Source organism: Microbulbifer sp. GL-2, from assembly GCF_007183175.1.
GTDB lineage: Bacteria > Pseudomonadota > Gammaproteobacteria > Pseudomonadales > Cellvibrionaceae > Microbulbifer.
Genome location: NZ_AP019807.1, coordinates 2,433,561 through 2,446,542, shown reverse-complemented (window position 1 = coordinate 2,446,542; position 12,982 = coordinate 2,433,561). Strand labels below are relative to the sequence as shown.

Here is a 12,982-nt window from a genome sequence, read left to right as displayed (position 1 = left end):
GATTAATCTTCCTTGGAGTCGCTATCGTCGTCTTGGTGCTTGCGGTCTTCATTAACCGCCTTCTCGATCAGTGCGGAAAGTGCCTGGCCACGCACTGACGTCTCGTCGTAGCGGAAGTACAAACGCGGGATACTGCGCATCTGGATAGTGCGCGCCAGTTGGCTGCGCAGGAATCCCGCGGCCTTGTTCAACACCTCGATAGAAATGTCGATCTTGTTGCGGTCATCCTCACCTACAAAGGTGACAAACACTTTAGCGGTGGCCAAGTCGCGGTTAACTTCAACATCGTTGACATTGACCATACCCAAACGCGGGTCGCGCACTTCGTGCTGAATCAGCTGGGCCAGCTCACGGCGCATGGCATCTGCGACGCGGTCAGCGCGGTGGAATTCTCTTGCCATTGTTTACCTATAGTGAATGGCGATTTAAAGACAGGAAAACCCGCACGACAGCAGCCGCACGGGTTTGTCCTTCATCCGGTCCGGAACTCTTTACAGTTCGCGGGCAACCTTGACGATATCGTAGACTTCGATCTGATCGCCAGGCTTCACATCGTTGTAGTCCTTAACCCCGATACCACACTCCATGCCGTTGCGCACTTCCTGCACATCGTCTTTGAAGCGGCGCAGGGATTCCAGCTCGCCCTGGTAGATTACAACGTTGTCACGCAATACGCGGATTGGCTTGTTGCGGTGAACAGTACCCTCGGTAACCATACAACCAGCAATTGCGCCAAACTTCGGAGAGCGGAAAACATCACGCACTTCTGCGATGCCAACGATCTCTTCACGGATCTCTGGATCCAACATGCCAGACAAGGCCTGCTTCACTTCATCGAGCAGGTTGTAGATTACGCTGTAGTAGCGAATCTCAACGCTTTCGGTCTCGGCGGTCTTGCGCGCTGCTACGTCAGCACGGGTATTGAAGCCCAGTACGATAGCACCGGAAGTCAGGGCCAGGTTGATATCATTTTCGGCGATACCACCTACACCACTGGATACCACATTAACGGAAACTTCCTCGTTGCCGATATCTGCCAGCGCACTCAGGATTGCTTCCAGAGAGCCGCGAACGTCAGCCTTGATCACAACCGGCAGCACTTTGCGCTCACCGGCTTCCATATCCGCAAACATGTTTTCCAGCTTAGCGGCTTGCTGGCGCTGCATACGCTCGCGGCGTTCACTGTCCCCTCGCTGCTCCGCTACTTCACGAGCCTTGCGTTCGTTGGCAACCACCATGAACTCGTCACCGGCATTGGGCGTTGAGTCCAGACCCAGCAGCTCCACCGGAGTGGAAGGGCCGGCTTCTTTCACCTGCTTGCCGTGTTCATTGGTCATGGCCCGTACACGACCGTAGCTCTGGCCGGCGAGAACAATATCACCGCGCTTCAGCTCACCATTCTGCACCAGAAGGGTGGCAACCACACCGCGGCCTTTTTCCAGGCGGGATTCAATCACAACACCGGTAGCCGGTACATTCACCTTGGCTTTCAGTTCAAGCATTTCCGCCTGCAGGGAAACGGCTTCCAGCAACTCGTCAATACCTTCGCCAGTATGCGCGGATACATTAATGAACTGGGTATCGCCGCCCCAATCTTCCGGGATTACGTCTTTCGCAGCCAGTTCATTCTTAACCCGATCGGGGTCAGCAGCTTCTTTATCACACTTGTTTACTGCTACCACCAGCGGTACGCCAGCAGCGCGGGCGTGATTCACTGCTTCCTCGGTTTGAGGCATTACGCCATCATCGGCGGCAACCACAAGAATAACCACGTCGGTGGCCTGGGCACCGCGGGCCCGCATGGCGGTAAAAGCGGCGTGTCCAGGGGTATCCAGGAACGCAACTTCGCCCTGACTGGTTTTCACCCGATAAGCACCAATATGCTGGGTGATGCCACCGGCTTCACCGGAAGCAACCTTGGTCTTGCGGATGTAATCCAGCAGGGAGGTCTTACCGTGGTCCACATGGCCCATTACGGTAACCACCGGAGCTCTTGTCACCTCGGTACCTTCCTGAGACTGGGATTCCGCTACTAGGCTATCCTCGAGCTCAGTCTCAGAACGCAGTACCACTTTGTGGCCCATGTCCTCAACGAGCACCTGGGCGGTTTCGCGATCCAGGCTCTGGTTGATCGTGGCCATCTCACCCATTTTCATCAGGCGCTTAATCAGCTCACCGGCCTTGACATTCATCTGCCTGGCCAGCTCACCGACAGTAATGGTTTCACCCAACTGTACTTCGTACAATTGCTTCTCCGTGGGCCGTTTAAAGACGTGCGTCGGTTTTACCTTCACGTTCGGGCGAGACAGGGAGCGTGTACTGCGCTTACCTGCTTCATCTTCTTCAAATACTTCCAACGCCTGCTCATATAGTGCAGTTTTGCTGGACTTCTTCGGACCGGACTTGGAGCGACGACCACGGCGTTTGCGAGGTTCATCCTCGGTGGTGCGCGCTCCTTCGGTCGGGGCTGTCTCAAGCTTGCGGCGCAGAGAGGGTTTAATATCTTCGGTCTTGGTAGCCGCTTTAGCAGGTACAGCAGGCTTTGCCTTGGCTGCCTGTGTAGCTTTTTCCTTCTTCTCCTGCGCAGCGCGTTTATCGGCCTCGATTTTTGCTTTTTTCTCTTCGAGTTCGCGTTTTTCCTGCTCCGCCTGCTGCTTACGACGTTCCATCGCAGCGATACGCATCGCCTCGATATCGTCTACATAACTTGAACGGATTGGAGCTGCGGGCTCCGCCTTTTTGGCGGGCTTGCTCTCGGCTTTCTGGGTCACTTCTGCCTCTTTTGCAGCCATCTCTGCGGCTGCGACCTTCGCTTCTGCCTCTGCGGCGGCCTTGGCTTCCGCTTCGGCTTTTAAGCGCGCTTCTTCTTCCTCAGCGGCCCGACGGGCAGCCTCTGCTTCTGCGGCAGCCTTCGCTTCCGCTTCGGCGGCCGCTATAGCTTCCGCCTCAGTTTGCAGCTGTGCCTCATCGGCTTCAGATATGCCATCTACAGCATTTGCTTCCGCTTCAAGCTCAGCCTGTGGGCGCTTCACATAAGTACGCTTCTTGCGAACTTCCACGTTCACAGTCTTGCGGCCGGTGCCAGAGCCGGTTTTTAGCGTAGTCGTGGTCTTGCGCTTCAAGGTGATCTTGCGTGGGCTCGCACCCTGCTCCCCGTGACTGCTTTTCAGGAAACTGAGCAGGACCTGCTTCTCCTCATCTGACACCACCGCATCCGCAGAGGTGTGAGGCAAACCCGCTTCTTTCATCTGCTTGAGCAGACGGTCTTCGGTGGCACCAACCGATTTGGCGAGTTCGCTAACTGTTACTTCGGCCATTCTCTCTCCTAAAAGTCACTTGGTCGGAGGGGGTTACTTATACGTGTATCTTATGTCTTTGTGTTTAAGCCTGTTCGCCGTTGTCATCGGCAAACCAGGGCTCACGCGCTTTCATAATCAGCGCTGCAGCGCGTTCCTGATCGAGACCATCGATATCGAGCAGGTCATCCACCGCCTGTTCCGCCAGGTCTTCCATGGTGGCAATACCACGGCTGGCCAGCTGGAATGCCAAGTTGCGCTCCATGCCCTCCATATTGAGCAGGTCTTCCTGGGGCTCGGAGGCATCCAGTTTTTCCTCGGAGGCAAGCGCCTGGGTCAACAGAGAGTCCTTGGCGCGGGCTCGCAGTTCCTCGGCGATATCTTCGTCGAAGCCCTCGATCCCGATCATTTCCTCAATAGGGACATAGGCCACTTCCTCCAGGGAGGTAAAGCCTTCATCAACCAGTATGCCGGCGACATCTTCATCGATATCCAGGCGATCGATAAACACCTGCATAATCGAGCTGGATTCGGCTTCCTGTTTGTTCTGCCACTCGTCTGTACTCATGACATTGATCTGCCATTGGGTCAGCTCGGAGGCCAAACGCACGTTCTGGCCACTGCGACCGATAGCCATAGCGAGGTTTTCGTCCGCTACCGCTACATCCATGGAACCGGCATCCTCGTCTACAACAATGGATTCGATTTCCGCCGGTGCCATAGCATTGATTACGAACTGGGCCGGGTTGTCATCCCACAGCACGATGTCTACGCGCTCGCCTGACAGCTCGTTGGAAACTGCCTGAACACGCGCACCGCGCATCCCCACACAGGCGCCGACCGGGTCAATTCGACCGTCGTTAGTATTCACGGCAATCTTGGCGCGCAGGCCAGGATCACGGGCGGCCCCTTTAATTTCGATAACCTGTTCGGAGATCTCCGGCACCTCGATGCGGAACAGTTCAATAATCATCTCCGGGCAGGAGCGACTCAGCATCAACTGCGGGCCACGGGCTTCCGGTTGAATCTCCAACAGGATTGCGCGCACGCGGTCACCCAGGCGAAAGATCTCGCGGCCAACCAGCTGATCGCGGGGCAAGCGTGCTTCTGCGTTATTGCCCAGGTCAACAGCGATAAAGTCGCGGGTCACCTTCTTAACGGTGCCACTGACCATTTCGCCAACCCGATCGCGGTACTCATCCACAACCTTGGCACGCTCAGCTTCACGCACTTTCTGCACAATGACTTGCTTGGCAGTCTGTGCGGCGATACGGCCAAACTCTACATTTTCCACCTGCTCGCGGTAAACATCGCCCGCTTTTAGCTCGGTATCTTTTTCGTGAGCCTCTTCCAGGGTGAACTGGGTACCCAGTTCCGCGAGGGTTTCATCATCGACGACTTCCCAGCTGCGGTAAGTCTCATAGTCACCGTTGCGGCGATCGATGATTACCTCAATGGTTGAATCCTCGTCGTAGCGCTTCTTCGTGGCCGTTGCCAATGCCGCTTCGATGGCCTGGAAAATAATTTCCTGGTCAACGCCCTTCTCGTTGGATACCGCCTCGGCTACCAGCAAGATCTCTTTGTTCATGCAACTGTGCCTCAAAATCGCCTGAGCTCAGGCTCCTACAGGTTACTTGGTAAATTGGGGAATAATATTTGCCTTCTCGATACTGTCGATCGGCAACAGGTATTCATTTTCGCTATCCACGCGCAAAACTACTTCATCACCCTCTACACCAGCCAGTAGACCGCGCCATTTACGCTGTCCATCCAACGGCATACGCAGGCGAACTTCGATCTGGGCACCGGAAAAGCGTTCGAACTGCTCCAGCTTATAGAGAGGGCGATCGAGCCCAGGGGAAGAAACTTCAAGTGTGTACTTACCACTGATCGGGTCTTCCACATCCAGCACGGCGCTGGACTGACGGCTCACCTTCTCACAATCTTCAACGGAAATGCCGTTCTCAGAATCGATATAGATGCGCAGCAGCGCGTTGCGACCATGGGTCTGGTATTCAATACCCCACAGTTCGCATCCCAGCGATGCCACCACCGGCGCCAGAAGCTCTTCCAGCAATTCGCGTTTGCTCGCCATTTACGTCACCACATACAAAAAATGGGCCTGCGGCCCACTTCGAAAAATACCTGCAACTTTTCTTGCAGATACGAAAAAGCCCCTGACGGGGCTTTGACCGCACATTCACGCAGCCAGTATGCGCAAATGCAAAATTTGGTAGCGGGGGCAGGATTTGAACCTACGACCTTCGGGTTATGAGCCCGACGAGCTACCAGGCTGCTCCACCCCGCAACAACGAAAGCGCAATCAAAGCCTTATAAAAAGACAAAATTGGTAGCGGGGGCAGGATTTGAACCTACGACCTTCGGGTTATGAGCCCGACGAGCTACCAGGCTGCTCCACCCCGCAACAACAAATGCGCAATCAAATATTTACCCGGAGGTAAATTGGTAGCGGGGGCAGGATTTGAACCTACGACCTTCGGGTTATGAGCCCGACGAGCTACCAGGCTGCTCCACCCCGCAACAACTCCAAGAAACAAAGCCTGGTTGACCTTTGTTTCCCTGCGGTGGGCTAACCCAACCACTCAAGAGGCTGCGCATTCTATGGTCACAACCCCGGTGAGTCAAGCCGTAATTGGCATTTGTTTTTACTTTGCGTGTAGAACCACTCCCTAAATACCTCGCAGATCAGTATAGAAAAGGAAGAAAATCCCGCAAGAGCGTTTCTTCAACAATTACTGATTTGCGCCTGCTTGCAAAAACACAAAGCCCGGCCAGCAGATGGCCTCCTTTTAATTGCGGATTCCGCTACCTAATTGCATAGCGTGGGCAGCCCCGTCACAGCGCCAACAGTCAAACAATAAAAATCCATAAGCTCACAGTTGAGGCCCAAAATAAACAGGGGTCTATCGGGCTCAGCCTGTTACTTTTTAAGCAGCTAATCATGCACCGCTGGCAACTTGCTACTCTATGCATTACTCAGCGGGTGAGCTGATGCACAATAGCCTGCCGCACCGGTGGAAAATGTTCACTGAATCGTAATACCGCCTTGCGCAATAATTTTGCCGGCAGGCGATCATTGGTAAACAGATCGACCACCCGGTTTGTGCCCGAATAAATAGGCTGAGACTCCAGGCGGTGCTGAACCTGGTAGCGAGACAAAGCGCGTGCCAGCCGTGCTGGCTGGTAAAGACGGGTAACACCGTCCAGCTGTCGGGTTAAGGTGTCCGCACCCGCAAGCCCCAAGTTGAAACCGTGTGCGGTTACCGGGTGCATCCCCACAGCGGCATCCCCGACCAAGACAAAGCGTTCAGCATAAAACCGGTGTGCGTAAACTGCGACCAGCGGATATTTATGACGCTTGCCACAGGACTCCACCGGCCCCAGCGCCGCAGCGCTCTCACGCTGCACATGGGCGGCAAACTCTGTGTCGCAGTACTGCATTACTTCCTCCCCACGGCTTGCCGAAATGGTTACCACCGCCGAGGAAATATTCGGTTCGGCCAGGGGCAGCAACGCCAGAGTGGAACCATAGCGAAAACACTCACGCGCAATCCCGCCGTGCGCGCACTCTGTGCGCACCCGGCCAACAACTGCCACACGACCAAAATCGCGCATATCCGCACCTATTCCCACCATACGGCGCACCTCGGAAAAGCGGCTGTCTGCCGCCGCCACGAGTGCCGCAGCGAGATGATTCTCACCATTGATCTCCAACAAACGTCTGTTGTCGCCCAAGCCTGTGCCGGTCACCGCACTGTCACAGCGCAATTGAATGTTGCTTTCCCCACAAGCCACTTCATAAAGCGCACGGCGTATCGCAGCATTGGGCACAATAAATCCCAGAGGCCCGCGCCCACGGTTATCGAAATTCAAGCTTGAGGGCGAATTACCATCAACCACTTGCGCCGACTGTAGAACACTGACCTCATCAGTATGCAACTTTTGCCAGACCCCAAGGCTTTCCAGAATTCTGACCGATTTATGAGTCAGGGCAATCTCGCGCCCATCATCCTCGGGATTTGCCAGGCTATCCTCGCTCTGGCACTCCAAAAGCGTTACTCTACTGTCGCGCCGGGCCAACATTACCGCCAGGGCCAGCCCTGCGGGGCCAGCCCCGACAATAGCAACATCTGTTTGCAACATTCCAACCCCCTAGAGCAAGCCCATTCTCATAACAGTTGATACCCGGTCAACAATAAAAAGAAGTACCGGTTTTACCCCTGGCAAAACGCACTGCACCGGCCAGATTGATGCAGACTTTAAAATGGGAACACCCTGGCAATACTGATGCAGATCAGGAAATAGAGGCTAATTTCCAGCTGTAGAGCAATATTATTTACAGCGCCAGGCGCTCTAACCGCCCCTTCGTACAGTTAAACCTTCAATTGAGCTCAACACTTATGTAGGAGGACTCTTGCGTGGAACTTGAAATAAATATAATTGATGCTTTTACCGACACCCGGTTTGGTGGTAACTCAGCCGCAGTCATCATTACCGAGCAATGGTTAAGCAACAGCCAAATGCAGGCCATCGCTACCGAAAACAACTTGTCCGAGACTGCCTTCCTGCTCAAACATTCCGAAAAAGAATTCCAGATTCGCTGGTTCTCCCCGATGAATGAAGTTGATTTTTGCGGCCATGCAACACTAGCTTCCGCATATGTGATTTTTTCAAAAAATCCGAAACTGGAAACCCTGTACTTTTCTGCGGAAGCTGTGGGTGAAATGCAAATAACTCACAGCGAAGACGGCGAAATCGCCATGGACTTTCCCAACAGGGCTCCGCGACCTATAGAACAAGTACCCAGAGACTTGATTGATGGGTTATCCAAAATACCCTCTGAGGTTCTGCGCAACCAACAGGCCTACTTTGCCATTTACGATACAGAAGAGGATGTTTACCAACTGCAACAGAATGCAGGGAAACTTAAAAGACTCGCACCTTATGATGTCGTCGTTACAGCCCGCTCAAAAAAATATGACTTCGTTTCCAGGTATTTCTGGCCATCTAATGGGGGAGTTGAAGATCCGGTAACTGGATCTATCCACACAGGGCTGGCCCCCTACTGGGCTGCACAACTGGATAAGTCGCGACTCACTGCCTTCCAGGCCTCCAAGCGTGGCGGGTTACTCCATTGCCAACTCAAGGGAAACAGGGTCGTTATCTCTGGCAAAGCTGTCCAATACCTAAAAGGGACTATTGAAATTTAACAAATTGATTTCGAACCAGGGAAAACTGGGTCATTGAGCAATTTCGCCACATTAATTTAAAAAATACCACTGCACCTGAATCGTCAGGCTATTTCTATAACACATTACAAAAAAATCAAGGAGTAACTATGAATAAGACAGGATCGTGCCTTTGCGGAGATATTCACTTCGAGGTAGAAGGCGATTTTGAAAGCTTTTTCCTGTGCCACTGCAGTCACTGTCGTAAGGACACCGGCTCTGCCCATGCCGCCAGCCTGTTCTCAACATCAGCCAAGTTAAATTGGATATCAGGGAAACAGCAGGCCAAAGTCTTCAAGTTGCCCGCCACCCGCCATGTAAAAAGCTTTTGCAGTAATTGTGGCTCAGCCCTGCCGTTTGAGGATAAGGACGGTGGCTACCTGGCCGTGCCAGCTGGCAGCCTGGACTGCAGGGTCCCAATCAAACCCACCGCCCATATTTTTATGGCCAGTAAAGCAGACTGGGAGCAGAACCTGGACAAAGCACTCCAATTCGACGCCTTTCCCCAGATGGATAATACCGAGAACAATTAGTGGTACTGGAACCAAACTTCTGAAACGCCCCCGGGAGCGGCAACTGCCGTTGATCACCTTGCACCGCTCCAGAGGGCACTAGAATTGTTAGCCTGGGTGCCCATCCATTCGAGGCTGAAACAGTACTGGAGTGTAATACATCAGGAACAGTGAGTAGCCCACCATCCAGGCGATAATCGCCGCAAGAAAACCGCTGGGCGCCGGCGCCCAGAAAATTCTAGCCAGTGCGGACAGAGCCAGAGCGGCAAATGCCAGAGGCATCAGGCGTGGCGCCTGCAACATGCGCCCAGTGTGGCCGAGACTGACTCGACTGGTCATAGCAAGGATTAAACCGCCGATACCACCTACCGCAAACGCATGCAATGCAGGGCTATGCCAACCCGGTGCAAGCCCACTCCAGGCCAGTGCGGCAAGGAAACATCCCAACACTACCAACCAATAACTCAAGTGCAGCGACCAAACCATGGGCTCGCCCCAAATCTTAGTCGGATGCCAGCGCAGTACTCGAGTTAGCTGAAAAATACCTAGTGCCAGAGCCAGCACTGCCCAAACCATACGGGGCAGATCAATGGCCACACTCAGTAACAACAGGACGGCAGCGATATGAGTGCCCCACTCGACAATCGGCAGCTTATCGCGCTGGCTTAGCTGGAAGCGCCGCGCTGTAAAGAAAGGAATCACCCGCCCGCCGATCACCAGAATAATCGCTGTAACCAACAACAGCGCCACCAGGGCAATCCTGCTCTGCGCGCCGGGTAGTAGCCAGTGGCTGGCAGACAGTCCAGCAAAGGCGAGCATGGCAGGTAATACAAACAGGTTGCGCCACTGCCTTGTGCGCAATACCCGTGCGCCAAGCAGAAATGCTGCCAATAAGAAAAAGGCCACTTCCGCACAAACCGGCATCCACAGCGGCACAGCCGCAATAAGATACCCCAGGCGCGCCAACAGCCAGAGCCCAACCAGACTCATTAATTGCAGCCCTTTAGGAGAGGGGATTCCAGTCCAGGTTTGCATGGCAGTACCAAGGAAGCCCACAACTACTGCGGCGGCAAATCCAAACAACATTTCATGGGAATGCCAGGCGACACCTACTCGTAAGGCGGGAAGCTGCCAACCGGAAAGCTGTAATTGCCAGATCAGCAGGGCAATCATGCTCCAGAGTGCCCCACCCCAAAAAAAGGGACGGAATGGCATCCGCCAAAATGGGGCAATGGATTCCGCGCTGGCGCGGTCAACGATGGGTATCACAATCTGTTCTCCTTACATAAAGGGAGATTATTTCTCCCGAGACAATCAACCCAGCGATCGAAAGGGTTTTCCCAAACCGTAAGCTCTTCACCAGCTGAGAGTTGTGCTACGACAGGCAGCACAAGCTAGCGATGGCCAGTGGCGACACATCCCGATTCCGCTCAATTATTCGACCTTATGGTCGACTCGGCAGATAATCGCAATGCGAGATAACGCTTGAGGTTCCATCCCAAAAATTGATTGAGCTATTTATTTTCACTCAATCAACAACAATAGTTAATAGGTAAATGCCATAGTTTTTAAATTTATAACCCTATATGAAAACGGGTTATTCTATAAACCAATCAGTCACCTTTGAAGCCACCTCACCCAAACCATAGAAAAAATAGAGGAAAAATGAAAAATACAGACACACTAAAGTTAAAGTTGCACTTTAACTTTTTAGCACCGTTATTAAATAAATTTGAACTTACCATCTACAAACCTGATAAAGAATAAAAACTGATCCTTACAGGTAAAAGTGCGGGCATTCGAAACAGGCATACTTAACATATCTCAAAAAGCAACCCTTAATTACCCTGTAGCTTTCCGGGAAAGCTGCAAAACATCAGAGCTGCTTAGGCGGGGCTATCCAAATTCTGGTTATGCGGCCTTCCATGCACGAATAGAAGACACACAATCAGCGCAGCCAGAGGTATTAACACTAAAGACCCGGTAATACCCTCAGAGAGACTGGGTGCCAAAGCCACGATGGTGGTATTCATCGCCATTCCAATAACCCCCCAATAATCTGAAACATAAATACCAACGCTGCGGCCAAATTTGCTCGATTGGATCCCAAAGCGGTTACCGCAACCGTAGTAATTGTGAGAAAAAACAGACCGAGCCCCACTCCCAGGGAGATAATGCCTGGCACCAGGTGCAGATAATGACTGTGTTCAAGTAAACTGGATAACAGGAACATACCGAAGCCCAAAAATATAGCAGCGGCTGACAATATCACCTTGGCACCCATAATTTCATACAGCCTGTCCGCGATATAGGAAACAATCCCGTAAGCCAGCATCACCGCTAACAAGCCGGCCCCAGACCACACAGCGGAAAAATTTAGTTCCTTGATAAGAAACTGGGGAATGTACAGTAGCATGGAGACAAAGGTTACAGAGAGTAGCAGCGTGGTAATTCCCACGGTAAAGGACTGCCAATTAGTGGCCACATCAACGCACCACCCACCCCCATCAGGGCCCGACTACCCAGCAGCATCCAATCATCAATCGCCAGCCCACCGTGCACAGAAAAAATATAAAAATACTGGTACCAATAAAGAAAAGCTTGCGACGGCCAAACATATACGCTAAACAGCCGCCTGTAACAATCAGCACACAAAAGACCAAAGACCAAAGACCAAAGACCAAAGACTAAAGACCAAAGACCAAAGACCAAAGACCAAAGCATATCCATTAATAACCCGCTGCACAGTAGAAAGGTCCGAATTAAACTGCTTCTCCATAGCAGGTATTGCCACAGAGAAGGCTGTAAAGTCATTGGCAATAAGGAATATGGCAATGGTTAAGGCTGCAAGACCAATGATTTTCTTTCTGGAGAGAGGGGTTTTAGAGCCGGGCATAGGTGATCCAGACCGTTAACTCCATTCGCTACCGTGTGAAATATCCTTATGAGTCTGGCCCAAAAGACAGGACCCGGCTAATCGTCACCAAATCCCCCAATCATCACTGCCCCTATCCAGATTTAACCGTCTGGGGCAGTACCCATCAGATAGAACTCAACTCAATAACCGAATAGGAACCTCTCCCTACCAAATACATTGAATTGTATCCATTAACCCCTAACCTTAAATAAAGCAGCAGCCAAACCTATTAGGTATATGCTTGACACATAAATAACCAGGGGGATGGATATAAGACACCTTCTGATAGTTTGAAAAATTCCACGTAATACTGGATATGTAGTAGAAAACTCAACCTGCGACAGGGATTTATAGATCTATCTTGATTCCGTCCTGTAAACAACAGGTAATAGGCAATGCTGTTAACCCTGTAATTTTTATGCAATTCCCATCAACTTTTAACTAAACAGTGAGAGTTAAATATGCTTAATCGAAAATTCGTAGAAGAGGTGTTTAATTTTCTATGTACCGACCCTCAACCATTCCTAGAACGAGTCTCAAATAATGTGCACTGGACCGTTAAAGGAACTCATAAAATGGCCGGGGAGTATAACTCAAAGAAGGATCTGGTTGAGCGTGCCTTCGCGGGAATTGGCCGGGTACTTCAGGAGGGTAAGGTAATGATGAAGATCAAGCGAATATTGGTCGACGGTGATTACGCAGTGGCAGAAATGGAGAGCATTTGTACCGCGTTGAATGGCAGACGCTACAATAATACCTACTGCTGGATTGTTAAATTTGAAAATGGCCTTATTACTGAAGGCACGGCCTATGTTGATTCTGCTTTGGTTCAACAAATTTTGGATGAAAATTTATAATCGGAAGATTTTCTCATTATCAAACGGTTTCCTCGATTGGCTAGAGTCCACTGGGGATGTATATTCCCATTAACAGGCCCGGCAATAAATATTATTACTGGGCCCGTTGAGCAATTTGAAACCGAAATTTTACGACCCCTATTCTCTAATT

At 51.8% G+C, this 12,982-nt stretch carries 11 protein-coding genes and 3 tRNA genes; 3 read left to right on the top strand and 11 right to left on the bottom strand.

What is annotated here, in order from left to right; genetic code table 11:
- Positions 1 to 2: 2 nt before the first annotated feature.
- The 8 genes from rbfA to ubiM all read right to left on the bottom strand — a co-directional run bounded on the left by rbfA (position 3) and on the right by ubiM (position 7,460).
- Complete coding sequence (rbfA, locus tag GL2_RS10635) at positions 3 to 401, bottom strand: 30S ribosome-binding factor RbfA (protein WP_143730631.1); 399 nt, start codon at positions 399 to 401, stop codon at positions 3 to 5.
- A gap of 90 nt (positions 402 to 491) precedes the next feature.
- Positions 492 to 3,317 carry a translation initiation factor IF-2 gene (gene infB, locus GL2_RS10630; RefSeq protein ID WP_143730630.1) on the bottom strand — a complete coding sequence of 942 codons (2,826 nt, stop codon included), beginning with the start codon at positions 3,315 to 3,317 and terminating at the stop codon, positions 492 to 494.
- 64 nt (positions 3,318 to 3,381) lie between these two features.
- A complete protein-coding gene (nusA, locus tag GL2_RS10625) occupies positions 3,382 to 4,884 on the bottom strand; it encodes a transcription termination factor NusA (protein ID WP_143730629.1) in 1,503 nt (500 codons plus the stop codon).
- A gap of 42 nt (positions 4,885 to 4,926) precedes the next feature.
- Positions 4,927 to 5,391 (bottom strand): ribosome maturation factor RimP, encoded by a 465-nt coding sequence (gene rimP, locus GL2_RS10620; protein ID WP_143730628.1) that lies wholly within the window; start codon positions 5,389 to 5,391, stop codon positions 4,927 to 4,929.
- 136 nt (positions 5,392 to 5,527) lie between these two features.
- Positions 5,528 to 5,604 (bottom strand) — tRNA-Met (locus tag GL2_RS10615).
- 40 nt (positions 5,605 to 5,644) lie between these two features.
- Positions 5,645 to 5,721 (bottom strand) — tRNA-Met (locus GL2_RS10610).
- A gap of 39 nt (positions 5,722 to 5,760) precedes the next feature.
- Positions 5,761 to 5,837, bottom strand: a tRNA-Met gene (locus GL2_RS10605).
- Between the two features lie 456 nt (positions 5,838 to 6,293).
- Positions 6,294 to 7,460, bottom strand: coding sequence for a 5-demethoxyubiquinol-8 5-hydroxylase UbiM (ubiM, locus tag GL2_RS10600; protein WP_143730627.1), 1,167 nt, complete (start codon positions 7,458 to 7,460; stop codon positions 6,294 to 6,296).
- Between the two features lie 275 nt (positions 7,461 to 7,735).
- Here ubiM and GL2_RS10595 point away from each other — a divergent pair, with 275 nt between their 5' ends.
- Both GL2_RS10595 and GL2_RS10590 read left to right on the top strand, forming a co-directional pair.
- Positions 7,736 to 8,527, top strand: a complete 792-nt coding sequence (locus GL2_RS10595) for a PhzF family phenazine biosynthesis protein (protein ID WP_143730626.1) — start codon at positions 7,736 to 7,738, stop codon at positions 8,525 to 8,527.
- A 128-nt stretch (positions 8,528 to 8,655) separates the two neighbouring features.
- Positions 8,656 to 9,078, top strand: a complete 423-nt coding sequence (locus GL2_RS10590; RefSeq protein WP_143730625.1) for a GFA family protein — start codon at positions 8,656 to 8,658, stop codon at positions 9,076 to 9,078.
- An 87-nt stretch (positions 9,079 to 9,165) separates the two neighbouring features.
- Here the strand turns inward: GL2_RS10590 and GL2_RS10585 are convergent, their stop codons facing one another.
- The 3 genes from GL2_RS10585 to GL2_RS21890 form a co-directional block, all read right to left on the bottom strand.
- Positions 9,166 to 10,326, bottom strand: a complete 1,161-nt coding sequence (locus tag GL2_RS10585) for an NnrS family protein (RefSeq protein ID WP_197736551.1) — start codon at positions 10,324 to 10,326, stop codon at positions 9,166 to 9,168.
- Between the two features lie 760 nt (positions 10,327 to 11,086).
- Positions 11,087 to 11,542 carry an MFS transporter gene (locus GL2_RS21895; RefSeq protein WP_232053817.1) on the bottom strand — a complete coding sequence of 152 codons (456 nt, stop codon included), beginning with the start codon at positions 11,540 to 11,542 and terminating at the stop codon, positions 11,087 to 11,089.
- A gap of 159 nt (positions 11,543 to 11,701) precedes the next feature.
- Positions 11,702 to 11,953 carry a hypothetical protein gene (locus GL2_RS21890; protein ID WP_232053816.1) on the bottom strand — a complete coding sequence of 84 codons (252 nt, stop codon included), beginning with the start codon at positions 11,951 to 11,953 and terminating at the stop codon, positions 11,702 to 11,704.
- Positions 11,954 to 12,435: 482 nt separating this feature from the next.
- Between GL2_RS21890 and GL2_RS10575 the strand changes: the two genes are divergently transcribed.
- Positions 12,436 to 12,831 (top strand): nuclear transport factor 2 family protein, encoded by a 396-nt coding sequence (locus GL2_RS10575; RefSeq protein WP_143730624.1) that lies wholly within the window; start codon positions 12,436 to 12,438, stop codon positions 12,829 to 12,831.
- Positions 12,832 to 12,982: the final 151 nt, after the last annotated feature.